14 protein-coding genes are annotated in these 26,259 nt (G+C 68.1%); 10 read left to right on the plus strand and 4 right to left on the minus strand.

Translation table 11 applies throughout. The features are described 5' to 3' along the window. Positions 1–190 precede the first annotated feature (190 nt). The 9 genes from O7601_RS18120 (at position 191) to O7601_RS18160 (ending at position 16,359) form a co-directional block, all read left to right on the plus strand. Positions 191–1,633, plus strand: a complete 1,443-nt coding sequence (locus O7601_RS18120) for a family 43 glycosylhydrolase (protein ID WP_281562284.1) — start codon at positions 191–193, stop codon at positions 1,631–1,633. Next, entirely contained in the window at positions 1,630–4,914 is a 3,285-nt protein-coding gene (locus tag O7601_RS18125) for a discoidin domain-containing protein (RefSeq protein ID WP_281562285.1), read from the plus strand. The genes O7601_RS18120 and O7601_RS18125 overlap by 4 nt, the downstream gene beginning before the upstream one ends. Before the next feature lie 528 nt (positions 4,915–5,442). After that, the gene (locus tag O7601_RS18130) at positions 5,443–6,741 is read left to right on the plus strand and encodes a sugar ABC transporter substrate-binding protein (RefSeq protein WP_281562286.1); all 1,299 of its coding nucleotides are present in this window, start codon (positions 5,443–5,445) and stop codon (positions 6,739–6,741) included. Between the two features lie 157 nt (positions 6,742–6,898). Next, entirely contained in the window at positions 6,899–7,777 is an 879-nt protein-coding gene (locus O7601_RS18135) for a sugar ABC transporter permease (protein ID WP_281562287.1), read from the plus strand. A 5-nt stretch (positions 7,778–7,782) separates the two neighbouring features. After that, complete coding sequence (locus O7601_RS18140) at positions 7,783–8,700, plus strand: carbohydrate ABC transporter permease (RefSeq protein ID WP_281562288.1); 918 nt, start codon at positions 7,783–7,785, stop codon at positions 8,698–8,700. 2 nt (positions 8,701–8,702) lie between these two features. Then, positions 8,703–10,643, plus strand: a complete 1,941-nt coding sequence (locus O7601_RS18145) for a beta-L-arabinofuranosidase domain-containing protein (RefSeq protein WP_281562289.1) — start codon at positions 8,703–8,705, stop codon at positions 10,641–10,643. Between the two features lie 611 nt (positions 10,644–11,254). Further along, positions 11,255–12,283, plus strand: a complete 1,029-nt coding sequence (locus O7601_RS18150; protein WP_281562290.1) for a LacI family DNA-binding transcriptional regulator — start codon at positions 11,255–11,257, stop codon at positions 12,281–12,283. 601 nt (positions 12,284–12,884) lie between these two features. Beyond that, the gene (locus tag O7601_RS18155; RefSeq protein WP_281562291.1) at positions 12,885–14,345 is read left to right on the plus strand and encodes an SDR family oxidoreductase; all 1,461 of its coding nucleotides are present in this window, start codon (positions 12,885–12,887) and stop codon (positions 14,343–14,345) included. 400 nt (positions 14,346–14,745) lie between these two features. Then, positions 14,746–16,359 carry a cellulose-binding protein gene (locus O7601_RS18160; protein ID WP_281562292.1) on the plus strand — a complete coding sequence of 538 codons (1,614 nt, stop codon included), beginning with the start codon at positions 14,746–14,748 and terminating at the stop codon, positions 16,357–16,359. A 767-nt stretch (positions 16,360–17,126) separates the two neighbouring features. On the opposite strand, the gene O7601_RS18165 is transcribed toward O7601_RS18160, so the two are convergent. The 3 genes from O7601_RS18165 to O7601_RS18175 all read right to left on the minus strand — a co-directional run bounded on the left by O7601_RS18165 (position 17,127) and on the right by O7601_RS18175 (position 22,409). Then, positions 17,127–18,845: a cellulose-binding domain-containing protein gene (locus O7601_RS18165; protein WP_281562293.1), complete on the minus strand. Its 1,719-nt coding sequence runs from the start codon at positions 18,843–18,845 to the stop codon at positions 17,127–17,129. 407 nt (positions 18,846–19,252) lie between these two features. Then, positions 19,253–20,758 carry a family 43 glycosylhydrolase gene (locus O7601_RS18170; RefSeq protein WP_281562294.1) on the minus strand — a complete coding sequence of 502 codons (1,506 nt, stop codon included), beginning with the start codon at positions 20,756–20,758 and terminating at the stop codon, positions 19,253–19,255. 211 nt (positions 20,759–20,969) lie between these two features. Then, on the minus strand, positions 20,970–22,409 hold the full coding sequence (locus O7601_RS18175; RefSeq protein ID WP_281562295.1) for an RICIN domain-containing protein: 1,440 nt from the start codon (positions 22,407–22,409) through the stop codon (positions 20,970–20,972). Positions 22,410–22,845: 436 nt separating this feature from the next. Here O7601_RS18175 and O7601_RS18180 point away from each other — a divergent pair, with 436 nt between their 5' ends. Then, positions 22,846–23,487, plus strand: coding sequence for a ThuA domain-containing protein (locus O7601_RS18180; protein WP_281562296.1), 642 nt, complete (start codon positions 22,846–22,848; stop codon positions 23,485–23,487). A 96-nt stretch (positions 23,488–23,583) separates the two neighbouring features. Here the strand turns inward: O7601_RS18180 and O7601_RS18185 are convergent, their stop codons facing one another. After that, positions 23,584–25,986 carry a rhamnogalacturonan lyase gene (locus tag O7601_RS18185; protein WP_281562297.1) on the minus strand — a complete coding sequence of 801 codons (2,403 nt, stop codon included), beginning with the start codon at positions 25,984–25,986 and terminating at the stop codon, positions 23,584–23,586. Positions 25,987–26,259: the final 273 nt, after the last annotated feature.

Below are 26,259 nucleotides of genomic sequence, written 5' to 3' on the forward strand. Positions count from 1 at the left end.
GGCCGGCGGGTGCGCTGCCGTGCCCATGTTGACCGGAAGCGTAGTGCCCAGACGGGCTATGGGGAAAGGTGGCTGCGTCACCAGGAGGCCGCAATTTTTACACGGTCGACATCTTGTCGAAAGGGTTTTCGTAACGCACTCTGGCGGCTGGAAGTGATGTAAGTCAATCCCCTGCCGACAGGAGTTCCCCATGCGACGACGAACGGTTGTCCGCGTCCTGGCCGCCGGGTGTGCTGCGGCGCTGGCCGCGAGCCTGGCTCTCGCACCGCCCGCCTCGGCCGCCAATCCCATCATCACCAGCATCTACACCGCCGATCCCGCCCCCCTCGTGGTGGGCAACACGATGTACGTCTACGCCGGCCGCGACGAGGCGCCGGTGGGTACCAACAACTTCGTCATGCGCGAGTGGCACGTGCTCTCCACCACCGACGCGGCGAACTGGACCCACCACGGCGCCCGGGCGAACATCGGCACGTTCGGCTGGGCGGGCGCCGACGCCTGGGCCAGCGAGGTCGAATACCGAAACGGCCGCTACTACTGGTACACCTCGGTCAACGGCAACGGTCCCGGCTGGATGAACATCGGCGTCGCCGTCGCCGACAGCCCGCTCGGCCCGTTCACCGACGCCAAGGGCGGGCCGCTGATCAGCGACAGCACCCCGAACTCCTCGCCGCTGAACATCGACCCCACCGTCTTCGTCGACGACGACGGCCAGGCGTACATGTACTGGGGCGGCTACTGGGGAGCCCGGGCCGTCCGGCTGGCCAGCAACATGATCGACACGGTGGGCTCGGTGGTCACCCCGCAGGGCCTGACCAACTTCTGGGAGGCCCCGTTCATGTTCAAGCGTAACGGCCTCTACTACATGATCTACGCGGCCAACGACACCCAGGGCTGCGTCACCTCGTCGAGCTACGCATGCCAGCGCTACGCCACCGCCACCAACCCGATGGGCCCGTGGACGCACCGGGGCGTCGTGCTCGGTCAGGTCTCGTCGACCACCAACCACGCCGGGGTAGCCCAGCTCAACGGCCAGTGGTACATGGTGTACCACAACGCCAACGCCCCCGGCGGCGGCAACTTCCGCCGCTCGGTCGCGGTGGACCGGATGTACTTCAACGCCGACGGCACCATCCAGCCGGTGGTGCAGACCAGCACCGGACCGCCGCCCAACCCCGGCGGCGGAGTCCAGCCGCCGGGCGGCACCAACCTGGCACCCAGCGCCACCGCCGCCACCTCGCACGTCTCCGCGTGGGAGAGCCTGGCCGCGATCAACAACGGTGGAGTGCCGAGCAGCTCCGCCGACCGCAGCAACCTGGCCTACGGCAACTGGCCGCAGCAGGGCACCCAGTGGATCGAGTACCGCTGGTCGACCGCGCAGAACACCAATCGCACGGCCACCTACTGGTTTGACGACAACCAGGGCATCGACCTGCCCGCCTCCTGCCAGGTGCAGTACTGGAACGGCAGCGGGTACGTGCCGGTGCCCAACCAGTCGGCCTGCGGGGTGGCCGGCGACACCTACAACGTCACCACCTTCAGCCCGGTCAGCACGACCCGGCTGCGACTGAGCATCACCTCCCGTAGCGGATACTCCACCGGAGTCCTGGAATGGATGGCGTTCCAATCATGAGCGGAATCCAACCCCTGCGCGCGGCACTGGCCGCGCTCGTCACGACCACCCTGGTGGCGGGCAGCCTGGCCGCCACCACCGGCGGGCCGGCGCACGCGGCCCAGACCATCGGTTACCCCACCTTCTCCGGCCCGGCCGTGCCGGCCCCGCCAGTCGGCTACTCGACCGGCAACACCATGCAGGCCATCTACGACGCCGAGAGCGCCGGCACCAACTTCTGGATGGACCGGCTGCTCGCCCGGCCCGGCAACGACCCGGCCGGCACCTGGCTGATGACGCGGGGCCGCGGCCTGTTCATGTACACCCACAACCCCTCGGTGATCGGCTTCGGCGGCAACACGGCCTACTGGGACAACATCAGCAGCCAGGGCGCCTACACCGTCACGGTCGGCTCAGGCACCCTCACCGAGCAGGTGGCACAGCGCTGGCAGGCACCCAGCCACTGGCGTAGCGTGCACACCGGCGGCTCGCTGCGCGTCGAGGTCACCAAGTTCATCACCCACCAGAACGTCGCGGTGACCAACCTGACCGTCACCAACACCGGCTCGGCCAGCAGTACGGTGCAACTGCGGGTCACCTCGCCGTACGCCACCTCCGGCAGCGGCAGTGAGCTGACCGGCAGCCGGCAGGTGAAGAACAACCTCACCACCATCCGGCCCCGGCTCTCCGCCGACGGGTTCACCGTCAGCAGTGGCGGCCTGAACCGCTCGGTTACCCTCGGCGCCGGCCAGAGCGTCACCACCAAGGTGCAGTTGGGCGTCGTCACCGACGAGATCCCCGAGTCGCTTACCGAGTACACCAGCTATCGCAACGCCACCCCGGCCAGCGCCTTCGCCACCCACGTACGCGAGTACAACCGCTGGTGGGCGGAGAACGTGCCCTACATCGACGTGCCGGACCCGGCGATCAAGAAGAACATCTACTACCGCTGGTGGCTGATGCGCTTCAACTATCTCGACGTCGACATCCCCGGCCAGGACTTCCAGTTCCCGACCTCGATCGAGGGAGTCACCGGGTACAACAACGCCATCGTGCTGACCCAGCCGATGCACGTCGACGACCTGAAGTACCTGCGCAACCCGATCTACTCGTACGGGCCGTGGCTGTCGGTCGGGCAGTCGTCGGCCAACGGCCGGTTCATGGACAACCCCGGCGATCCGGAGAACTGGTCCAACAGCTACACGCAGTACCTCTCCGAGGCCGCCTGGCGGGCGTACCAGCTACACGGAGGCCAGCCGGCGATGTTGCACAACTTCGCCCGGTACGCCGAGATGGACGTCAAGGGGCAGCTCGCCACCTACGACACCAACAACAACGGGGTGATCGAGTACAACTGGGGTGCGATGACGGGCAACGACGCCGATGCGGTGTCGTTCCACTGGCGCTCCGGCAACCTCGACCGTGCCGAGGGGGCGTACGTCTACAGCAACGCGCTGGCCGCCGCGCAGGCGTACACGGTGCTGGGCAACTCGGCCAAGGCCAACGAGATGCAGACCCTGGCCAACCGGATCCGCGACGGCATCGTCGACGTGTTGTGGAACCCGAGCCGGCGGCTGCTGGAGCACCGGCACGTCAGCACCAACACCCACGTGCCCTGGAAGGAGATCAACAACTACTATCCGTACTCCGTCGGCCTGATGCCGAACACCGCCACCTACCGTGAGGCGCTGCGGCTCTTCGACGACCCGGCCGAGTACCCGATCTTCCCGTTCTACACCGCCAACCAGCGGGACAAGGCCGCCGCTGCCGCCGCCGGCAACCCCGGCAGCAACAACTTCTCCACCATCAACTCGACCGTGCAGTTCCGGCTCTACTCCTCGGTGCTGCGCAACTACCCGAACCAGTGGATGACCGCCGAGCACTACAAGAAGCTGCTCTACTGGAACGTCTGGGCCCAGTACGTCAACGGCAACACCCAGTGGCCTGACGCCAACGAGTTCTGGTCCAACTGGAACGGCTCGTCGATCACCTATCGCTCCTGGATCCACCACAACATCCTGGGCAGCAGCAACTGGACCGTGGTCGAGGACGTCGCCGGGCTGCGGCCACGCACCGACAACACGATCGAGCTGTGGCCGATCGACATCGGGTGGTCGCACTTCGCGGTCAACAACCTGCGCTACCGCAACGCGAATCTCAGTGTGGTCTGGGACGACCCGGCCGACGGGGTGAGCCGGTACCCGGGCGTCCCGCAGGGCTACTCGATCTTCCTCAACGGAACCCGGGTGGCGACCGTCGACCGGCTCACCCGGGTGCAGTACAACCCGGCCACCGGCGCGGTCACCCTGCCGGCCGGCGGCACGACCACGTTCAGCGCCGCGTTCGCCGGCCTGCAACTGCCGCAGAACGTCAACCACACGTCCGCCCGCATGGTGGACATGTTCGCCAAGGCCGGCGTCGACCTGACCTCGACCACACCGAACCTCGCCCAGGGCGCGGCGACGTCGGCGTCGTACACCGCGTCCGGCACGTCCACCGGCGCGGCCGTGGACGGATTCCCCACAAACGCGCCGATCTGGGGAAGTTCCGGGTCGTCGAATGCCACCGACTGGTACGAGATCAACCTCGGTCAGTCCCGGACGGTCGACGACGCGTGGCTGCACTTCCGCGACGACCGCGCCGGCAACCGGTACCGGGCGCCGGCGTCCTACAACGTGCAGTACTGGAACGGCAGTTCCTGGGTCAACGCCGCGAACCAGGCGAAGACCCCGGCGTCGCCCCGGGCCAACCTCAACCGCGCCCGATTCACCCCGGTCAGCACCTCGCGGATCCGGGTGCAGCTGACCCATGCCTCCGGGTTCCGCACCGGCCTCACCGAGGTCAAGCTCTACGGCCGGGGCGGTACCCCGCCGCCTGCGGGAAACTTGGCCGGCTCGGCGACGCCCACGGCGTCGTACACCTCTCCCTGGGAGACGGTGGCGGCGATAAACGACGGCATCGACCCGCCGGCGTCCAACGACACGGTCAATCCCCGGTGGGGGACCTGGCCGAACGCCGGAGAGCAGTGGGCTGAGCTGACCTGGTCGACGGCGCAGACGGTGCGGGCGGCCGAGGTGTACTTCTTCGACGACAACGGCGGGGTGCGGTTGCCGGCGTCGTGGCGGTTGCAGTACTGGAACGGGAGCGGGTACGCCGACATCCCCGGGGCCAGCGGATATCCGCTCGGGCTCAACCGGTACAACCAGGTCACCTTCCCGGCCGTGAGCACGTCGAGGCTCCGGGTGGTGTTGCAGGCGGGCACCGCGTCGGTGGGGCTGCTGGAGGTCAGGGCCAGCGGCTGAACGACGGTATGTCCGGAGTGCACAGCGGCGGACGGGCCCTGCGGTCCCGTCCGCCGCCTGCCGTCGCGGCCCCCGACCCTGGCGGCCGGTGGCTCCGCCGAGCGCGTCGCCGCCATCGGCCAGCCTCGACCGGAGGTGGCCGGACCGGTCCAACAACCGAAATGCCTTCGCAAGCTTTTCAGGCCGGCGGGCAGGTGCCCGGCCGCCCTCGATTCTGAGCAAGCGTACTGCGCAGGGCGGGTACAGGGGAAGCTGGCGGCGCACCGAGTAGTTCTCGGGTTTTACCCGTACGACATCTTGCCGAAAGCGTTTTCGTCGGACACGCTAGCGGCGGAACGTGACACCCATCACCCCGGTGGCGGCTGGATGACCTGATCCACGAGCCGCGCCGGATCCGGCGGAAGGCGGAGACGGGATGGCGACGTGGCTGGCATTCAACACCGAGGTGGTGCCGCCGAAGACCGTCCCGAGTGGATGGATTTCGCCCCGCGACCGGCCGACAGACCGGATAACCCGAGGAGAGAGATCATGAGGAGAACCCTGGGCAGGCGGACTGCCCTGCGCTCGCTGGCCGGCGTCCTCGTGGCGGCGCTGGTCGTCGGCGCGGCCGCGTGCGGCAGCGACGAACCGAGCGGCCCGAGCGCCGCCGAGGCCGGGCCCGACGGCGTGGACGACGGCAGCGAACTCACCCTGTGGACCCGTGCTCCGCTGGAGAAGCAGGCGAAGCTGCTGGTCGACGCCTACAACGCCAGCCACCAGAACCAGGTGAATCTCACCGTCGTGCCGAACGACGACTACGTGGCGAAGGTCGGTGCGGCAGCCGGCTCGGGCAGCCTGCCCGACCTCTTCGCCGCGGACATCGTCTACGTGCCGAACTGGGTCAACCAGGGCCTGTTCCAGGACCTCAGCACCAACATCGGCGGCCTCAGCTTCAAGGACTCCATCAACAAGGGGCACCTCTCTGCCGGCACGGTCGACGGCAAGGCGCACGTGCTGCCCTTCGTGCTCGACCTGTCGATGCTGTTCTGGAACAAGCAGCTGTTCACCGACGCGGGGCTGGATCCGGAGAAGGCGCCGGCCAACCTGGAGGAGTACGCGGCCGCGGCCAAGGCGATCCAGGCGTTGAAGAAGGAAGGCGTCTACGGCACGGCAGCCGGTCTGAACTGCGGCGGCTGCCTGGTGTTCACCTGGTTCCCGTCCATCTGGGCCGGCGGCGGCCAGGTGCTCAGCGAGGACGGCACCGAGTCCAAGCTCGCCGACGACACCGCCCAGCAGGTCTACCGCACCTGGCACGACCTGTGGCGCTCCGGCGCCGTACTGCCCGCCTCGGCCGGCGAGACGGGACCGACGTGGACCGCCGCCTTCACCGAGGGCAAGGTCGGGCTGATGTTCTACCCGGCGACCCTGCTCTCCTCGACGCCGTTCGACGTCGGTGTCGCCGGTATCCCCGGCCCCGACGGCGGCGCCTCCACCTTCGTCGGCGGGGACGGCATCGGTGTCTCCAAGGACTCGAAGAAAGCGGCGCAGGCCTGGAACTTCCTGAGCTGGATGATGTCCGAACAGGCCCAGGTCGAGGTGCTGGCGAAGAACAAGGACGTGGTCTCCCGCGCCGATCTCGCAGACAACAGGTACGCCGCCGAGGACTCGCGGCTGGTCACCATCAACGAGGTGGCCGGCCAGGGTGACACGCCTGTCGCGCTGAACTTCCAGCAGGCGTTCAACGCGCCCAACAGCCCCTGGCTCACGCTCGTGCGCAACCAGGTGCTCAACGGCAGCGGCGACCTACAGAAGGACAACGGCGACATCACCGCCGTGCTCAAGCAGTAACCACCAGCCGCCGGCGGTGCCGACCCACGCACGTCCAGTTCGGCACCGCCGGCGGTGCGGACATGAAGCGGGCGGGTCAACGACTGCCCACGGCCGAATCGAGGAGAGGTCCGTTCTGATGCAAGTCACCGCACCGTCTCGCCCGCCCAGTGCGGCGATGCGGCGCCGTACGCGGCCGCGTGGCCGCCGGGCCCTGCTCGGCTGGTTCTACGCGACACCGACAGCGGTGTTCGTCATCGCGCTGTTCGCGGTCCCGCTGCTGCTGGTCGTCAGGATGTCGGTCTCACGGTGGCCACTGCTCACCGGCGACCAGGGCATCAACGCACCCGACAACTTCGTCAAGGCGATCAACCACCGGTTCTTCACCGACTCGGTGGTGTTCACCGTCAAGTACACCGCGTTGGCGACCGTGCTGCTGCTGGCGCTCGGGTTGGGACTGGCCCTGCTGGTGCAGGAGTCGAGCCGGTGGAACAACCTCCTGCGGGCGTCGTTCCTGATCCCCAGCGCGCTCGGCCTGGCCTCGGCGTCGTTGCTGTTCTACGTGCTCTACTCGCCGTACGCGAGCCCGCTGGCGCCGGTGATGGACCAGTTGGGCTTCACCTTCCTCGGTTCCCCGAACGCGGCGCTGTTCTCGACCACCTTCCTCATCGTGTGGCGCTACGCCGGCTTCTACATGGTGCTCATGCTGGTCGGCCTACAGGGCATACCGGCGGACGTGTACGAGGCGGCCCGCTCCGACGGCGCCGGCCGGTGGCAGACGTTCTGGAAGATCACCCTGCCGTTGCTGCGCCCGACGCTGGCACTGACGACCGTGCTCTGCGTGACCGGCTCACTGCTCGCCTTCGAGCAGTTCTACATCCTCACCAAGGGGGGCCCGGACAACAGCACGATCACCGTCGTCCAGCTCATCTACATGGTGGCGTTCCAGGGGCAGAACGACCTCGGCGTGGCGGCGGCCCTCTCTGTGATCGTGTTGCTGGCCCTGGTCCTGATCAACGCGTTGCAACTGCGCGCGTTCCGGTCCGAGGAGAGTTGACGCCGATGGTCGTCGTTTCCCGTTCCAGTTCGACCACCGCCGGCGAGGGCCGGCCGCCATCCACGGCGACGCCGGCCCGGTCGGCCCGGCCCGGCGGTGTCACCGTCGCCGGCATCGCGCTGCGTACGCCGTACTGGGTGTTCACCGCGGCGGTGGGGCTCATCTTCCTGGCTCCGCTGGTCTGGACGGCGGTCGCCTCGGTCGCCCCGCAGGCCGGCACGAACCAGGTGGACGGTTGGGGGCTCGGCAACTACCGGACCCTGGCCGGCTACCAGGCCGGTGTCTGGCGTTACCTCGCGAACTCGGCGTTCGTCTCGCTGCTCACGGTTGCCCTGACGCTGCTGATCTCACTGCTCGGCGGTTACGCCTTCGCGCGGTTCCGTTTCCCGGGCCGGAACATCCTGTTCCTGGTCACGCTCGCCATCCTGATGGTGCCGTACGCGACGCTGCTCATCCCGCTCTACGTGCTGCTCAACCAGGTCGGGTTGCAGAACTCGCTGGTCGGCGTCGCCCTCGTGCTCACGATGTTCCAGCTGCCGTTCTCCACCTTCCTGATGCGCATCTCCTTCGAAGCGGTGCCCCGTGAACTCGACGAGGCCGCGCTGGTCGACGGATGCTCGTCGTTCAGCGCACTCTGGCGAGTGCTGCTGCCGGCGGTGAAGCCGGGCCTGATCACCGTCGGGCTGTTCGCGTTCCTCGCCGCGTGGAACGACTTCATGGCGCCGCTGATCCTCATCAACGACACCGAGCGGATGACCCTCCCGCTCGCGGTGTCCAACCTGCGCGGCCAGGTCCAAGGTGTCGTCGACTACGGGGCGACCGAAGCGGGCGTCGTCGTTCTCGCCCTTCCGTGCATCGTCCTGTTCCTGCTGCTCCAACGACACTACGTGCGCGGCTTCATGTCCGGCGCGATGAAAGGATGAACATGAGCGGCACCGTACCCATGGCCGCGCCGGTCGTGCCGGTCCGTGGCCGGCTCCGGCCACTCGGGCTGGACGCCGTGCGTATCGCGGGCGGATTCTGGGCCGAGCGTCAGTCGATCAACGGCACGGCGACTCTCGACCACATCGAGCACTGGCTCGAACGGGAGGGCTGGATCGGCAACTTCGATCTCGCCGCGCGGGGTGACCTGCCGCAGGGGCGCCGGGGACGCGAGTTCTCCGACTCGGAGATCTACAAGTACCTCGAATCGCTGGCGTGGGAGATCGGCCGCACCGGCGACCCGCGACTCGAATCGCGGCTGCGGGAGATGGTGCGCCGGGTCGCGGCGGCCCAGGAACCGGACGGCTACCTGAACACCATGTTCGGTCGGCCGGGGCAGGCACCACGGTGGTCCGACCTCGAATGGGGTCACGAACTCTACTGCGTCGGCCACCTCCTCCAGGCCGCGGTCGCCCGCGCCCGCACGCGCCCCGGAGCGGATGACGGGCTGCTGGAGGTGGCGCGCCGGGCGGCGGACAACGTCTGCGACACGTTCGGGCCCGACGGCATCGATGGGCTCTGCGGGCATCCGGAGATCGAGACCGCGCTGGTGGAACTCGCCAGAACCACCGGTGAGGACCGCTACCTGACCCAGGCCGCGCTTTTCGTCGACCGGCGTGGTCACGGCCGGCTCAGCGACGTGGAGTTCGGCCGGGAGTACTTCCAGGACGAGCTTCCGGTCCGGCAGGCGACCGTCCTGCGGGGGCACGCGGTCCGGGCCAACTACCTCGCCGCCGGCGCCGTCGACGTCGCCGTGGAACTGAAGGACGCCAGCCTGCTGGAGGCGGTACGCAACCAGTGGCGCAACGCGGTGACGCGCCGCACCTACGTCACCGGCGGACAGGGCTCCCGCCATCAGGACGAGGCGTTCGGTGCGGACTGGGTGCTGCCGCCGGATCGGGCCTACTCGGAGACCTGTGCCGGTGTCGGCTCGGTGATGCTCGCGTGGCGACTGCTGCTCGCCGACGGCGATCCCCGCTACGCCGACCTCATCGAGCGGACGCTGTTCAACGTGGTGTCGACCTCGCCGTCGGCCGACGGGCGCAGCTTCTTCTACACCAACACGCTGCACCGCCGCGAGCTGGGCATCCACCCGGACGCCGAGCGGCCCAGCCTGCGTGCGGCGGCCTCGTTGCGGGCGCCCTGGTTCGAGGTCTCCTGCTGCCCGACAAACGTCGCCCGCACCCTGGCCAGCCTGACCGCCTACGTCGCCACGGCCGACGACGACGGCCTCCAACTCCACCAGTACGTTCCCGGCACCGTCGAGCACCGCCTCGCCGACGGCCGTCACCTGTGCGTGACGGTGGCCACCGACTACCCGCGCGGCGGAACGATCCGGGTGCGGATCGACACCGACGACGAGCGCCCCTGGTCGCTGTCGCTGCGGGTGCCCGGCTGGGCGGGCCGGGGCGCGACGGTGACGGTCGACGGCCACACCCGGCCGGTCGGCCCGGGAGCCGTCACGGAGCACCGGGCGTGGCGGCGCGGCGACGAGGTCGTGCTCTCCCTGCCGACGGTGCCCCGGTTCACCTACCCGGATCCCCGCATCGACGCCGTCCGTGGCTGCGTGGCGGTGGAGCACGGCCCCCTCGTGCTCGCCCTGGAGTCCGTGGACGTGCCGGGTGTCGACTCGGTCGACGAGTTGCGGGTCGACGTCAGCCGGCCACCCCGCCTGGTCGACGGCCGGGTCACCGTGTGCTGCCGTCGGGTACGCCCGCGGGAGCACGAATGGCCCTACCTCGCCGACGCGGTCGAGTCGGCCCCGGTGGTCGGTGAGGTGCTCGACGAGGTGGCGCTGGTGCCTTACCACGCGTGGGCCAACCGTGGCCCGTCGACCATGCGGGTCTGGCTTCCAGTGGCCACCGACGGACCGGCCCCGACCTGAGGGCCGGCCCGATGTTAACGCCAGCGACCTTATATCTCCCGGCTACGCGAACACGGCCACGGTGGACCGCCGGACGCCTCACCCGGCCGGCGGCGCCGATAACGAGGAGGAGGACATGCCCAGTAGACGTGCGCGGCGGGTGCCCCACGCCACCGTCAAGGTCACCGGAGCCGTCGAGAGGCAGCCGGTGACGGCACGAATCGAAGCGGAGTACGACGCGATCGACGCAGGCTGAGACATGGGTCGATCGCGCGGCTGGGCTGGGCCGGGCGGCGACGGTGCACGGCCTGGTCGAGCAGTGCGGTGGTGAGCGTCCCGGCGGGGCGCTACCACCGTCGTGCGTACCGGTCCATTCGCGCCGAGACTTTTCGACGCAGGTTTCGGGGCCTGGTTTCCGGCCGGGTGTTCCTGCCATCGGTCGACGGGGCGCTTCCGTGTAGTGTTCTGCATAGGTAGCCGACCAAGGGCTGGCCTCCCCATGTCGGCAACCGTGCTGAAACGTTCTCGAAAAGCTTTTATGGTTGGACTTCTGCTAGGAGCGGTCACGGCACTCCGGAGGCGGCCTGTCGCGGCGCACCACACCTGTGCCGGTCGCTGGAAGGGAGCAGCGTATGACCAGCGAGCCTGAGGTCCCCCTCAACCGCACGCCGACGCTCACCGATGTCGCCAAGCTCGCCGGGGTATCGGTGGCGACCGCGTCCAAGGCCATCAACGGGCGTGGCGAGGTACGGGCGACGACCAGGGTACGCGTGCTGGAGGCTGCGGAGCTGTTGTCCTTCGCGCCGAACGCCCTCGCCCGCGGACTGCTCAGCGGCCGGACCGGCACCGTCGGCCTGCTGACCAGCGACCTGGAGGGTCGCTTCTCGATCCCCATCCTGATGGGCGCGGAGGACGCGTTCGGGGCCGGGCAGGTCTCGGTTTTCCTCTGTGACGCGCGTGGCGACGCGATCCGGGAGAAGCACCACGTACATGCGCTGCTGTCCCGGCGGGTGGACGGCCTGATCGTCGTCGGCTCCCGCACCGATCCCCGGCCACCACTGGCGGGCAACATTCCCGTCCCGGTGGTGTATGTCTACGCTCCCTCCGCGAATCCGGCCGACGTCTCGATCACCGTCGACAACGTGGGTGGTGGGCGGCTCGCCATCGAGCATCTGCTGGCGTGCGGTCGACGCAACATCGCCCACATCACCGGTGAGGCCGGGTTCCAGGCCGCACGCGACCGCGCCGAGGGCGCGGCGGCGGCACTCGCGGGCGCCGGCCTGCACCTGGTCGGTGACCGGCCGTACTTCGGGTCGTGGGACGAGTCGTGGGGACGCGCGGCGGCGCGGATGGTCGTCGAGCAGCATCCCGAGGTCGACGCGATCTTCTGCGGTAGCGACCAGATCGCGCGCGGCGTCCTCGAGACGCTCCGCGATCTCGGGCGGGACGTGCCGCAGACGATGTCCGTGATCGGCTTCGACAACTGGGAGGCGATCGCCGCGCACTCCCGCCCGCGCCTGACCAGCATCGACATGAACCTCAAGCACCTCGGCGCGGTAGCCGGCCAGCGACTCTTCGCGGCCATCGACGGAGCCGTGCCCACCTCGGAGGAATTCCCGAGTCGCGTCGTGATGCGCGAGTCGACGCTACCCGTCGGCTGAGTTCGGTACCCCGGGTCGCCGGCCATGGTAGAGGCCGGTGAGGCACGGTCGCCATGCCGATCAGAACTCGGCCTATCGGCACCGGCGCGACCAGTGGAACCTCAACTCAGACGATTCGGTGGTCTTCACCGGTGAGATGCGGCCTCAACGGTCGGAATGGGAGGAAGAGGCGACAACCGCCGGGCTGCGAGTAGGCGACCGCCGGCCTCAAGGCTCACGATGTCAGCGCACTGTCCGGACGATAGAAGCATGGCTGGGACGCGCTGAGCGGTTGGACGGCGCTGCGGCCTATGAGTTGTTGTGATCGAGGGAGTGGCGCTGGCGATTGCGCCAGCGCCACTCCAATCCGACTGCCGTGGTATCTCACGGATGGTCCGGTGATCGGCTCCCCTATGGGACGTGCTGGCCCGTCACCTACGACCCGCCGCAGACGGACCGGACCTGCACATATGAACCTGGTCGAGGTGTGACCTCTACGGTCGTCGGGCTGATGAACAGGTGCGGGATGCGTCGGAGGCCGCGCGGTGCGTACAGTTCCGGGTCGGACTTGGGGTGGGCCGGACATGTTCCGGCGCAGGGAACGGGACGAGACAGCGACACCATGACGGCGGACAGAATTACAGAAAACGGTCAATACCGCATTGATCCGGCCCGGCTGGAGACCTGTCTCAGCGTCTTCGAGGCGTTGGAGGACCTGCCTCCCGATCACCCCGACGTGGTGCGGGTGCAGCGGGCCACCGCGAAGCTCTACAAAATGATCAAGCAGCGGCGACGTGAGGAACGGCGGGATGCCATCGCGGCGGCCGACCGCGCGGTGACGGCGGCCACCGCCACCGCCGCCCCGGGTCGGATCGACGACGAGACCCAGGGCAACCCGCTCGCCTCCCCCACCGTAGGCGCCACGGCCGGCGTCCTGCACAAGCCGCGTGGCTGCTACATCTGCAAGCAGCGCTACCGCGATGTGGACGCTTTCTACCATCAGCTCTGCCCGCCCTGCGCCGCACTGAACCGGGAGCGCCGCGACGCCCGCACCGACCTGACCGGCCGGCGCGCGCTGCTCACCGGCGGCCGGGCGAAGATCGGCATGTACATCGCGCTGCGGCTGCTGCGCGACGGCGCGCACACCACGGTGACCACCCGGTTTCCCCACGACGCGGTCCGCCGATTCGCCGCGATGCCCGACAGCGGGCAGTGGCTCGACCGCCTGCGGATCGTCGGGATCGACCTACGCGACCCCGCCCAGGTCATCGCCCTCGCTGACTCGGTCAGCGGCCAGGGGCCACTCGACATCCTGATCAACAACGCGGCGCAGACCGTACGCCGCACGCCTGCCGCGTACGCGCAACTCGTCGCCGCGGAGGCGGCGGCCCTGCCGGACGGCCCACTGCCGGAAATGATCACATTCGCCAAACCGGCCGGCCGCGGCGACCCGGCGGGCAGCCTGACAGCCCCACTGAACTCGCCCACCATCACCCCGCACGCCCTGACCGCGCTGGCGCTGACCAGCGGCTCCGCCTCACCGGCACGGATCGCAACAGCCAACGCCATCGACGCCGGCGGCCTGGTCCCGGACCTCGACCCGGTCAACAGCTGGGTGCAGCGGGTGCACGAAGTGGACCCGGTCGAACTGCTCGAAGTGCAACTGTGCAACGTGACCGCGCCGTTCGTCCTGATCAGCCGACTGCGACCGGCGATGGCCGCAGCGACCGCCCGCCGCAAGTACGTGGTGAACGTCTCGGCGATGGAGGGCCAGTTCGCCCGCGGCTACAAAGGACCAGGACACCCACACACCAACATGGCCAAGGCCGCACTGAACATGCTCACCCGCACCAGCGCCCAGGAGATGCTGACCGACGGCATCCTCATGACCAGCGTCGACACCGGCTGGATCACCGACGAACGGCCACACCCCACGAAGATGCGCCTGGCCGACGCCGGCTTCCACGCCCCACTGGACCTCGTCGACGGCGCGGCCCGGGTCTACGACCCGATCATCCGCGGCGAACAAGGCGAAGACCTACACGGCTGCTTCCTCAAGGACTACACACCCTGCGCCTGGTAAGCGCTGCCGCCCTACCGAAAAACCCCATCCGCGCAAGGACCGGGAGCACAGCACCGCACCGTCACCACCGCGTCGACGACCACACCCTCACCGCCGCTGACCCCCTACCCGGCGACCTGCGCCATGCCCCCAAAGACGATCCGCACCAGCCCAGGTGCGCACTAATTTGATAAGACTCGGGTTTGACCCCGCCCGGCGCGATTCGCATCGGACGAGGCATGTTGTTTCGTGCGGCTGCCCGTTGTCCGACCTTTCAACCGATGGGGTTGCGAGCAAGTGACGGTCACGCTAGGTTGGCAATCATATCGAAATATGGCTATGTGGGTTGGTGGCCGGACCGCCCGCTGAGTCGCTGCACACAGGTGGCGCAGCCACACATCACCTCAGGAGAGGACCGGCCATGCACATCCGCTCAGTCCGTTCCAGATTTCGCCTGGTGCTCGCCGCATTAGCGGTCGGGGCGCTGGCCGTCGGTGGAACGGCTATCGGAGTAGCTAACAACAGCACTGCCGCTCTGGCGGCAGCTTCCGCCGTCGAGGACGAGGGCGTCGACTGTTCGGTGTCGTTGCCCGGCTCGTTGACCGCGAACTCCCGGCTGCCCGACCCGTTCCGCAGGCTGGACGGCTCGCGTATTTCCAGCAGGGCGGACTGGCGATGCCAGCGGGCACAGATCAGGGAATTGGTCGAACGCTATGTGTACGGTGACAAGCCGGCGAAGCCGGCGAGCGTCACGGGGACGGTGTCGAGCAGCAACATCACGGTGAACGTGTCGCACAACGGTAGGAGTTCCAGCTTCTCGGCTAGTGTCCAGTTGCCCAGTGGCAACGGTCCCTTCCCGGCCGTTGTGGTGTTGGGTGGCTTCGGCGCGGACACGGCCGCCATTCGATCCGCTGGCGCAGCCGTCATCAACTACGATCCCTACGCCGTTGGTCGGGAGGGCACGCCGCGCAGTAACAAGCAGGGCGCGTTCTACAGCATCTACGGCAACACGAGCAGCACCGGGTTGCTGGCCGCCTGGTCGTGGGGGGTGAGCCGGATCATCGACGTCATCGAGTCCTCCGGCGGCAACATCCTGCGGACCGACATCGGCGTCACCGGGTGTTTTCGGTTTGGTAAGGGCGCATTCGCGGTCGGCGCGCTCGACCAGCGTATCGCGTTGACCATGCCGATCGAGTCCGGCAGCGCCGGTGTCCCTATCTTCCGCGGCATTCCCGGCGAGGGTGCCCAGAGCCTGAGCAGCGCCTACGGCGAGCAGCCGTGGCTCGGCGATGCGTTCGGCTCCTTCACGGGTAGCCCGAACAACCTGCCGGTGGACACCCACGAGATCGTCGCGATGATCGCCCCACGGGGACTGTTCATCATGGACAACCCGCACATCGCCAACCTCGGGCCACGCTCCGCCAGCGTCGCGGCACTGGGCGGCGCGGAGGTCTACAAGGCTCTCGGCGCGGGCGACAACATCACCTACTGGTCGGACGTGCAGGACGGCAGTCACTGCGCCAACCGGTCCGAATGGCGGATCCCGTTGCAGCAGCACATCCAGAAGTTCCTGCTGAAGACGGGCAACTCCGCGGGCACCATGCGAATCGCCAGCAAGGCGGCCGGCAACCTGGCTCAGTGGCGAGACTGGCAGACGCCAACCCTCGCTGACGGTCCCACGACTCCGCCGCCCACGACTCCGCCGCCCACGACTCCGCCGCCCACGACTCCGCCGCCCACGACTCCGCCCCCGACCGGCGGCAGCTGCACCGCCTCGATGACGCCCGGCACGGTATGGGGCGACCGCTACAACACGTCGGTGACGGTCAGCGGGGCCAGCACCTGGACGGTGGTCGTGGCCATCACCGCGCCGCAGAAGGTCTCGACCACCTGGAGCGGCAGCTTCAGCTGGGACGCCAGCGGAAACATCATGACCGTCCGGTCAAACGGCAGCGGAAACACGTTCGGCTTCACCACCATGATGAACGGCAACAGCTGGGCCCGACCCCAGATCAGGTCCTGCACCACGGGATGACACCGGCTGCCCGCCGCGCCTGGACAGCAGGGCGGCGGGCCTCCCGGTGATCAGGAGCCGGCGGGCTCGCCGCCCTTCGTCAGCTGTTGCCGCAGAAGCTCAGTGAAGTGAAAATCACGGATTGCGTTGGTCTGCGGCGACCGTTTTGGTCACCGTCGCGGGGGGAATCCTGACCGCGCCACCCTCGCTGGCCGCGACACCCGAAATCACCGTCAACACCGCTTCGAGTTTCCAGACAATCGATGGGTTCGGGGCCGCGACCCCGATTTTCGGTGGTTCCGGTGACCCGTGGACGACAGGCCAAACGCAGACTCTCGTCGGTAGGGGGCTTGGCCAGCTCGGTCTGTCAATCATGAGGACCGTGGTGTCGCCCGTGTCGAGCCCGTGCGGTCTGTACGCGAGCAGCGTGCAAACGGCGAAGCCGTACGGATTCGATGTCAAGATCCTTGCCTCGCCGTGGACCGCCCCGGCGAACTACTACGACGACTATGCCGAGCAGCTGAACAGCTACGTGCAGTACATGAAGAACCCGGTGACCTCACCTGCCGGTTGTGAAGCGCCATGGTCGAAGGCACTTGATGCGGAAGCCGGCTGGTGCCGGCCTGGACCAGCTGCGCCGCAAGGTGACCGTCTTCCGCGAAGTCATCCCCGCAGGCGGCCGTTGAGCGGTGGGGCCCGGCCTTCTCGTGTCGGCTATAGCTGCCCGCTGGCGCGGTCCGGGCCCGCGACGGAGGTTCCGTCGCGGGCCCGGTCATGGTTGCTGGTTGTCAGTTCGGGGCGTGTACTCCGCTGGCGGACCAGTCCCTGGTGGCACCCCGGACGTACATGGAGCTGCCTTGGTTGCCGGAGAAGTACTGCTTGATGGAGCCGGTGAATGGTGTGCTGGAGGCGTTTCGGCCGTGCACGTCGGTGTAGACGGTGGTCGGGCCGCTGTTTTGCACCTGGAAGGTGCCGGGTCGGAATTCTCGCAGGGTGCCCTTGAATGGCGAGCGTGGGTCGTCCCAGGCGAGGTTCTGGCCGGCCTGGCGGGCCTGGTCGCAGTAGTCACCACCGGCGAGGTTCGTGTAGCACAGGTCCACGATGCGGCCTAGGTTGTTCGGCTTGGACGGGTCGTAGTAGCGCGACGGGTTGACCACGTAGAACAGCGGTGCCAGGCGGAAGTTCAGCCCGGGGCCGGTGACCTGGAAGTCGGAGAACCAGAAGTCGTCCATGTCGGAGACGGTGAACGGCACGGGGTTGGGGTAGAGGGGGTCGTAGTGGGTGCGGCCTTCCCGGATCGCCTGCACGCAGCCCGGTTCGGTGATCAGCCGGCCGAGGGAGCGGGTGTCTGACGGCGAGTCCGCCGGCACCGCCGGAGCGACGTTGATGAACTGCCCACCGAAGCCCGGGCATTCGCTGGGGCTGAACCCGCCGGGCCGGCCGAGCGGGATCATCGCGCTGTACCGGGCCTCGGTGACCTGCCCGCCGTTGCTGGCGGTGCAGCGCTGGTTGAACAGCAGTTCATGCAGGTTGTTGCTGAACGCGTCCGGCGAGTGGGTGCCCTGGTGGAACTTGAGCAGGGTGTCGCAGGTCGCGATCGTGGTGCCCTGCGGCGGGAAGAAGCTGCTGCCGTTGTCGCCCTGGATCACGTTGACGTTGTTGACCGTGAGCACCTTGTGCCCGACGTGGTCCTCATGCCGGTGGCTGTGCTCGGGCATGTGGTCCAGCATCACCTCGCTGGTGTAGCCGAAGGCGGGCCAGCCCGCGGTGCTGAACAGGTCGGACGGTCTGGGGTCGTCACCGTGTTCGTGGCCGAAGTTGCAACCGCTGGGGTCGCGCGGCGGGTGCCAGGTCGGGTAGACCTTGCCGTCCGGACCGTACGTCCAGTACCGGGCGTGGATCTCGACCGAACACTCGCCGGAGCGGGGCAGGTAGCCCTTCTCGTTGGCGGTGGCGATCAGGTCGTACGCCCGGCTGGTCTGCGCTCCTGCGGGCGGCAGTGCGGTGCCCCAGGTGGGGTTGCCGGGTGGCGGTGTGGTGGGTGGCGGTGTGGTGGGTGGCGGCGTCGTGGGGTTGGGGCCGGGCGATCCGGTGCAGGCAGTGCCGTTGACGGCGAAGTTGGTCGGCGCGGGGTTGCTGCCGCTCCAGGATCCGTTGAAGCCGAACGAGGTGCTGGCCCCGGTCGCGATGCTGCCGTTGTAACTGGCGTTGCGTGCGCTGACCTGGCTCCCGTTTTGCGTCACGGTGGCGTTCCATGCCTGGGTGACGCGTTGGCCCGCGTCATAGCTCCACGTGAGCGTCCAGGAGCTGACCGGGTCGCCGAGGTTGTTGATGGTGACAGTGGCGGTGAAACCGCCCTGCCACTGCGAGCCGACCGTGTAGGTGACTCGGCAGCCGGGTGCGGCCACTGCGGGTCCGGCGAGGGTGATAGCCGCTCCGCTGGCGACGACCACTGCCGCCACGGTCCCGGCTGCCCACAGCCGGGACCGGGGACGATGTACGCGCATTACCGATCCTCCGAATGGTGGTGGAGTGGATCGACGGAGGACCTGAACCCAGCAGGCGGGTGCGCCGGACCGGCGGGGCCGGAGCGTGCCTCACCGATCACCGGGGCGGCCGAGCGGAACCCGACTGGGCGTCCACCCATCGACTATTGTATATCTATACTACGGAACGGACTCAGGCTGTCAACGCAGGTACGGATATCGGCATCGACCCGCCGGGCTCAGGGAAGTTCACCGGTCACCCGCTCCGCCGGTACTCGGTACAGCGCGGATCTGCGGTATCGGCGCGTACCCGGTCAGGAAGTCCCGCGAGGGGCGGGGCGGGCGATGGCAGCTGCGGGGTCCGCGCAATTCGAACGTCGATGTCGATGAGCCACCACAACAGGGTTCAACAAAGTTCTGCTGAAGGATTAGGAGGTCCGGCGGAACGTGGCGTCGGCGCGGCCCGTGGCGTTGCTGATCGGGTCGATCCGTAACACGTAGTTGCTGTGTCTGACGTATCGGTCGGGGAAGTTGTAGGACTGGAACGACGACCATGACGAGTCGGCCAGTCCGGCCACCTGACGGAAGGTGGCGTCCTCGCTGAACACTGCCGAGCCGTTGTTCGGACTCAATTGGAGGACGTAATCGGCGTGCCGCAGGTAGTGCCCGGGGAAGTTCACCGACTCGAACGACACGTACCCGGCTCCGTTGTTCGCCAGTCCGGGGACCACCCGGAACTGCCCGTCCAACGCCGGGTTCACGTTCGAGTCGATCCGGACGGCGTAGTCCTGGTGCCGTACGTAGCGGTTCTGGAAGTTGAACGACTGCAACCGCTGGACGGGCACCGCGCCCGCGTTGTCGAGCTCGCCCGACGGGCCGGCCAGCACCGTCGAGGTGGCGACGGGCATGCCCAGGTTGGGCGTGCCATCCGGGTTCCAGGAGATCCGCTGGGCCCGGCTGGTGCGGGTGGTACCGCATCCCTGCGAGGACGAGGAGTTGGCGTGGTAGACGATCCAGTCCTCGGTGCCGTCGGGCGAGGTGAAGAAGGAGTGGTGGGCGGGACCGTACACCCCGTTGGCGTCGGCGCGCTGGAAGAGCGGGTTGGCCAGCTTGGTCCACGAACTGCGGCTCAGCGGGTTGGAGCCGGTCAGTTCCAGTGCCCCGATCTTGTAGTCGGGTGTGCCGCAGTAGCTGGCCGAGTAGGTGAGGAAGGTGCGCCCGCCGCGTTGCAGCACATAGGGGCCTTCGTTGACGGGGTTGCCCTGGCGTTCCCACGAGTGGGTCGGCTCGGAGATCAGCGTACCCAACGCCGCGGGCGTCCACGGGTTGGTCAGGCGGGTGATGTACAGGCTCTGTAGGCCGCCGTTGTCGAACCCGCTGTTGTTGTTGAACGCGGAGAACACGAAGTAGTTCACCCCGTTGACCGTCATGACGCTACCGTCGATCGACCAGCCGTTGTTCGGCATCAGGTTGAGCTGGCCCCGATACGTGTAGGGACCCATCGGGTCAGTTCCCGCGCTCTCCAGCACATGCTGACGCTGCCCGCCGCAGCACGCGCTCGGGCCGGCCGAGTAGTACAAATACCAGCGCTGCCCGTTCGGGCCGTCGAGCAGGTGCATGCTGGGAGCCCACATGTTCGACGTCGCGTTCGGCTGCGACATCGTGAAGACCCGGGTCTCCGGCGCGGTCCGCAGGCCGCCAAGAGTCGACGCCTTGCGGATGTAGATGTTCCCGGTCCAGGTGGTGGCCGTGTAGTAGTAGTTGCCGTTGTGGTATCCGAGCCACGGGTCGGCACTGTTGGGCGTACCGACGATGGGGTTCTGGAAGGATTCTCCAGGAGCCGCGCTGCTCGGGGTGGAGGAAACCACCAGGCCCACGCTGACGGTGACAGCGGTGACCAACGCGGTGGCAATGGTTTGCCTACGTATGCGCATGGTGCGGTCCTTTCGACGGTCGCACGCGCGTGGTGCGATGTTCAGGCGGGTGGAACTGACCACGACTGGACCGCATACGCTCGGACCGCGTGGGCGAGGGCCGGTGACCCTTCCTTCCGCAATGACCGGGACGACCGGCCCCGGCGCCGCGCACGAACTCGGCACCGGGGCTGAGGCGAGACCGCGGATCGCGGTCGCGTCGAGGTGGCCGTCAGACTGCTGTGCGCGACCACTGCTGGTTGGTGCCGGTGTTGCACGGATACTGTTTGAGGATCGCGCCGTTGGCGGTCGACGCGGACGGTACGTCCACGCACTTGTTGCTGTGCCGCGCCCGGAGCTGGAAGTAACTGCCGTTGGCGACCATCTGGAACTGCTGGTTGGTGCCGGTGCCGCAGGTGTACTGGATGAGTTCGGCACCGTCGGCGGTGGAAGCGCTCACCACGTCGAGACACTTTCCACTGTGCCGGCTGATGATGCGCCAGTAGCCGCTGCCGGCATCCTCGAACCGCCACTGCTGCCAGGCGTTGCCACCGTAGGTGTACTGGCCGACGCGCGCACCGTTGTCGGTGTTCGGCGATTGGACGTCCATGGCCTTGCTGCTGTGACGCACGTCGATGCGATAGAACGTTCCCGCCGCCGGCGGAGGCGTCGTGGGGCCGCCGCCGATGGTGTCACCCCAGGCGTACCGGATCCGGTCGGCGCCGGAGCTGTTGCGGATGGTCAGGTTGAGGTTGGTGCCGCTGCCGCTGAGGGCGAACATCGAGTACCAGTCGTAGCCGATGTTGCCGGGCTTGCCGCCGAGGGCCGGCCAGTAGGTGCCGCCCATCTGGTTGTCCCGCATGACCTGGGCCATCGCGCGGATGTGGCGCACGAAGTTGTCGGTGCTGTTCGGGTCGCCGTAGTTGAGACCGTTGTCCATGGGCGCGCCGAACTCGGTCGCGACCGCGCGGGAGGCGCAGTTGCCGAGGCGGGTCTGGATGTGGCTCCGGAAGGCGTCGTAGGTCATCGCGCTGTAGAAGAAGGCGTAGTGGTGGAAGGAGAGCAGCGTCGAGTTGAAGCGACTGTCGTTGCAGATGTCGCGCAGGTCCTGGCTGTAGCCGGTGCCGCCGATGAGCACCCGGCTGGGCGCCGCCGAGTAGTGGTAGCTGAGCCAGTTGGCCGCCACGTTGCGCCACTCCGTCGAGCTGTACCCGTGCGGCTCGTTCATCGGTTCGAAGTACACGTTGGGGTTCGAGCCGTACGTGTTGGTCACGGTGGACCACATCGTGTTCCACGCGGCGAGGTTCGTGATCCTGCCGCCGGAGGCGGCGCCGTCCTCCCAGTAGGCGAGGATGACCTTGAATCCGCGGTCGGTGGCGGCGTCAATGGCGCCCCGGTAGGCATTCCACCACGTCGTCCCCACCGTGTGGGTGTTGATCGGCAGCCGGACTGTGTTGACCCCCATGGTGGCGGCCATGTCGTCGTAGAGGGCGTTGGCCTTGGCCCGCACCGTCGCGTTGCTGTCCGACGAGCTCAGACCCTGCACGACGAGTGGGCCGGTACTGAAGTTGTCTCCCAGCACGGCCCAGTTCATGCCTCGGAACTGGCGGGTGGCGGCAGTGGCCGGCGACGAGATGGCGACGACGCTACCCAGGGCTGTCAGAGCGGTCACCAGGGCGATCAGCAGCCGGCGCGACGATCGAGTGCTCCGCGACGGCCCTGATGCATGCCCATCAGACGATGTGATCCGTGTCATCGAATGTCCAATCACTGAACTGGGCCTCCGGCTCGGACATCAGGCTGATGTCGTCTGAGTTACATCGGTAACGGAAACAACAACAAGAAACCAGAACTCGAACCGACACGTTCAGGAACATTCAGGCTCGAACACAGGGATTAGGTACGACCGATCGGATCCATCCCCGTCATCATGCGGTTGTCGCAGGACACCGGCGCGGGTCGCTCCAACCGCCGCGCGTCAGGCGTCACCCGTCGCCGGCCGGGTGGTGCCCGGGCCCACCGATCATCGACCACCGAGCCCGGCAGCTGACGACCCGGAGCGCAGGTGGCATCATGCAGGTGATGAGCGGTCCCGGGATCGATGTCGGATGAAGCGAGTTCTGGTCTTCTCCCGTACGACGGGGTTCCGGCACGATTCGATCCCGGCCGGCGTGCGGACCATCCGCCAGCTTCGAGACGATGTCGAGGCCACTGAGGACCCGGACGCCTTCACTCGGAACAATCTGGCTCGGTTCGCCGCGGTCGTGTTCCTGAACACCAACGGCCGCGTGCTCACCGACGCCGCCCGGAGCGCGTTGGAGGCGTACGTGCGCGGCGGCGGCGGCTTCCTCGGCGTGCACTCCGCCGCTGCCACCGAGTACGGCTGGCCGTTCTACGGTGAACTGGTCGGCGCCTGGTTCGACAAGCACCCGGAGGTGCAACCGGCCACGGTCACCGTGGTCGACCCGGATCATCCGGCCACCGCCCACCTGCCAGTGTCCTGGCCGCGCGTCGACGAATGGTACGACTTCCGCTCGTACCCCGACGCCCGGATCCTGCTGCGTATCGACGAGTCCACGTACGACGGTGGCGGCATGGGCGCGGATCATCCGCTGGCCTGGTGTCACGAACGGCTCGGGGGTCGAGTCTTCTACACTGCGCTCGGACACACGATCGAGGCGTACGCCGAGCAAGCCTTCCGTGACCATCTGGCCCATGCGCTGCGCTGGGTGACCGGAGGGGCCGTCTGAGCGTGGCCCGCAAACTGCTGTGCGGCGGCATCGACCGAACCGGAACGTGGCCCGGCCGGGTCGTCGTTCTCCCGGCCGGGCCGTCAGCGTGGCCGATCATGTGATGGGGCCGGGCACCTCATCCGCACGGATCCGTGTGTCGAGCCGGTCGCCGGGCCTGGCAACGCTGCCCGGTGCCCGCATCCTGGGCAACGGCACCTGCGACCAGTCGATGTCCGAGCCGAGATAGAAGCTCGGATACGAGGGCTGGTTGTAGGTGGTCTGCTGCCGGGCCACCTCGGCGCGGTACTGCGGATCATGCATGAGCGTGTACAGCTTGCGATCGGTCACCTCGGTGCTGAGGTAGATCCGGAGTGCCGAACTGTTCGCGGTCCGGACGAGCATCTCCTCCCGCCAGTCACCGAAGACGTCGGCGACCAGGCTCGGGTTCCCCTTCGTGTGGTTGTTGGTGCGGGTTCCCTCCGCGGTGAGGAGCGTGCCGCGCCGCCAGTCGTCGATGGTCGGCGTGGCGTCGATCGCCCCGTTGACGATCTGGGTGGTCATGTCGGCGGCCCACTTGATGCTCTGGTTCGTACCGGGCACCCGGTCACCGAGCCGCGTCCCGTCCGCGCCGCGCAGCCCGAGTCCGTCGATCGACCCGGAGGGCTGCGAGCACCACGTTTCCAGACCTGGATGCTCGGGGACGACGTCACCGATCATGCCCCGACCGGTGTCGACGCCGGTGTAGCCGCCGTAGAGCAGCCCGCCGGTGGCGGCGTCGCGCAGGGTGAAGCCGTACGGAGCCCACTGCCCGCCCTCGTGCACCTGGTATGTCTCCAGCCCTGGACGGTGCGGGTCGATGTCGGTCACGTGCATCGCGTCGCCGTGACCGATCCGGGCCGACGCTCCCGGGTCGGCGCTCTCCGGTGGCATGGTGCCGAACGAGCTGTACAGCAGGGATCCGTCATGGTCGATGGTTGCCCCGCCATAGACGATCTCGTGCCTACCGTCGCCGTCCACGTCGGCCGCACTCAGCGAGTGCTGGCCCTGGGTGGTGATCGTGCCGAACTGCGGGTCGGTGCCGTCCCGGCCGTGCGGGCTGTCGTGGAAGGGGTTCGTCATCGGCGTCCAGCCACTGTCGACGTACCAGTCCTCGGTCAGTCGCGCGCCGTCCCAGCGGTAGGCCACGAGTGTCGACCGCGTGTAGTAGCCGCGGGCGAATACCGCCGACGGACGCCGGCCGTCCAGGTACGCCACGCCGGCGAGGAACCGGTCGACCCGGTTTCCCGGCTCTATACGGCTCATCGCGTAGTCGCCCCACATCAGGCCGTCGTCATGCCGTCCGGGCTTGTAGTGCACGGTTTCCAGGTCTCGTCCGGTGGCGCCGTCGAAGACGGTGAGGTATTCGGGGCCGTGCAGGATGAAGCCCTCGAAGGCCCGCAAATTGTTGCGGCTGCTGCGGCTGGGAGCGTAGACGTCCATGAAGTGGTCCGCGAGTGTCTGCGCGTCCTCCCGCGAAAGTGGGTACGGGTAGCGCGGCTCGATACCGAACGCCTGTTCCAGGGTGGCGGGCCAGCGCCCGGCCATCACCTCGGGGTGACGGTGCCACTGCCGGAACATCCGCACGATGTGCGCGTGGTAGTCGGTGGCGCTGAGGCGGTAGTCGTCGGTGTGCGAGATGCCCGCCTGGACGTCCTTCTTCGGAAGCCTGATGTACCGCCTGGAGACGACGTTGCCCTTTCTGTCGTACCTGGTGATCGTCGTGCCCGGCGCGGTCTTGAACATCAGCTCCGACCGGCCGTCGCCGTCGAGGTCGTAGACCAGGAACTGGGTGTAGTGTGCGCCCGCGCGGATGTTGACGCCGAGGTCGATGCGGTACAGCAGCGTGCCGTCCAACCGATACGCGTCGACGAAGACGTTGCCGGTGTAGCCGACCTGCGACACGTCTTTGGCGTTCGACGGATCCCACTTGACGATGTACTCGTACGCGCCGTCGCCGTCGAGGTCTCCGACGCTCACATCGCCCGCCGAGTAGGTGTGGCTCTCCCCGGCCGGGGTGACGCCATCCGCCGGCCTGCGTAGCGGAAGATCGTGGAAGTCGTCGGACCACGTGGTCACCGTCGGGCTCCGGTCGATCTCGTGCCGGCCGACGACAGCCGCCACGCGGTACCTGGCCGTAGGGGTGCCGTCTGGGTCCAGGTAGTTGGTGCTGTCGGTGACCGTGGCGATCCGCCTGCCGTCGCGGTACACGTGGAAGTTCGTTCCCGTCATGCCGGTGGGGGCCGATCCGGTGACCTCGTGCCCGAGCAGGCGCCAGCTGAGGAACACCCCTGCGTCGGTGGTCGCGGCCACCAGCCCACGGTTGAGGTGCTCCAGTTGGACGACGCCGACGCGATTGGTGTGGCCGGGCTCGGCGGACACTGGCGTGGCTGCCACGGCAACGGCGGTGGCGCAGACGGCCGCGAGCAGTCCGGCTGGGGTTGCGGCGAGCCGGGGACGGGGTCTGTAGCGAGGACTCATCTGGTCTCCTGGGTTGTGATGTCTGCCCGCCCGGGCGCGGAGCGTGGTGGGTGCCCGCCCAACTGCTCCCGCGTCGGCTGGCCTGTGGGCTGGACGTCAGCGCGACCCTGAAACGTTTTAATAGAAGCCTGTCGATATACTATCCGGTCGTCGGCCCGAGGGCCAGAGCCTGCCGATGCCACCTGAACTGGTCGCCGACCGCCCTGCCGGCCGCTGGTGCCGGCCGCCACCTCGCCTTCGGTCGAACCCGGGGCGGCTCGGTGAACGCTCCTG

The organism is Verrucosispora sp. WMMD573, assembly GCF_027497175.1.
Classification (GTDB): Bacteria; Actinomycetota; Actinomycetes; order Mycobacteriales; family Micromonosporaceae; genus Micromonospora.

Coding starts and splice junctions, on each gene's coding strand:
- O7601_RS18120 (WP_281562284.1), top strand. CDS start 191: ATGCGACGACGAACGGTTGTCCGCGTCCTGGCCGCCGGGTGTGCTGCG.
- O7601_RS18125 (WP_281562285.1), top strand. CDS start 1,630: ATGAGCGGAATCCAACCCCTGCGCGCGGCACTGGCCGCGCTCGTCACG.
- O7601_RS18130 (WP_281562286.1), top strand. CDS start 5,443: ATGAGGAGAACCCTGGGCAGGCGGACTGCCCTGCGCTCGCTGGCCGGC.
- O7601_RS18135 (WP_281562287.1), top strand. CDS start 6,899: ATGCGGCGCCGTACGCGGCCGCGTGGCCGCCGGGCCCTGCTCGGCTGG.
- O7601_RS18140 (WP_281562288.1), top strand. CDS start 7,783: ATGGTCGTCGTTTCCCGTTCCAGTTCGACCACCGCCGGCGAGGGCCGG.
- O7601_RS18145 (WP_281562289.1), top strand. CDS start 8,703: ATGAGCGGCACCGTACCCATGGCCGCGCCGGTCGTGCCGGTCCGTGGC.
- O7601_RS18150 (WP_281562290.1), top strand. CDS start 11,255: ATGACCAGCGAGCCTGAGGTCCCCCTCAACCGCACGCCGACGCTCACC.
- O7601_RS18155 (WP_281562291.1), top strand. CDS start 12,885: ATGACGGCGGACAGAATTACAGAAAACGGTCAATACCGCATTGATCCG.
- O7601_RS18160 (WP_281562292.1), top strand. CDS start 14,746: ATGCACATCCGCTCAGTCCGTTCCAGATTTCGCCTGGTGCTCGCCGCA.
- O7601_RS18165 (WP_281562293.1), bottom strand. CDS start 18,845: ATGCGCGTACATCGTCCCCGGTCCCGGCTGTGGGCAGCCGGGACCGTG.
- O7601_RS18170 (WP_281562294.1), bottom strand. CDS start 20,758: ATGCGCATACGTAGGCAAACCATTGCCACCGCGTTGGTCACCGCTGTC.
- O7601_RS18180 (WP_281562296.1), top strand. CDS start 22,846: ATGAAGCGAGTTCTGGTCTTCTCCCGTACGACGGGGTTCCGGCACGAT.
- O7601_RS18185 (WP_281562297.1), bottom strand. CDS start 25,986: ATGAGTCCTCGCTACAGACCCCGTCCCCGGCTCGCCGCAACCCCAGCC.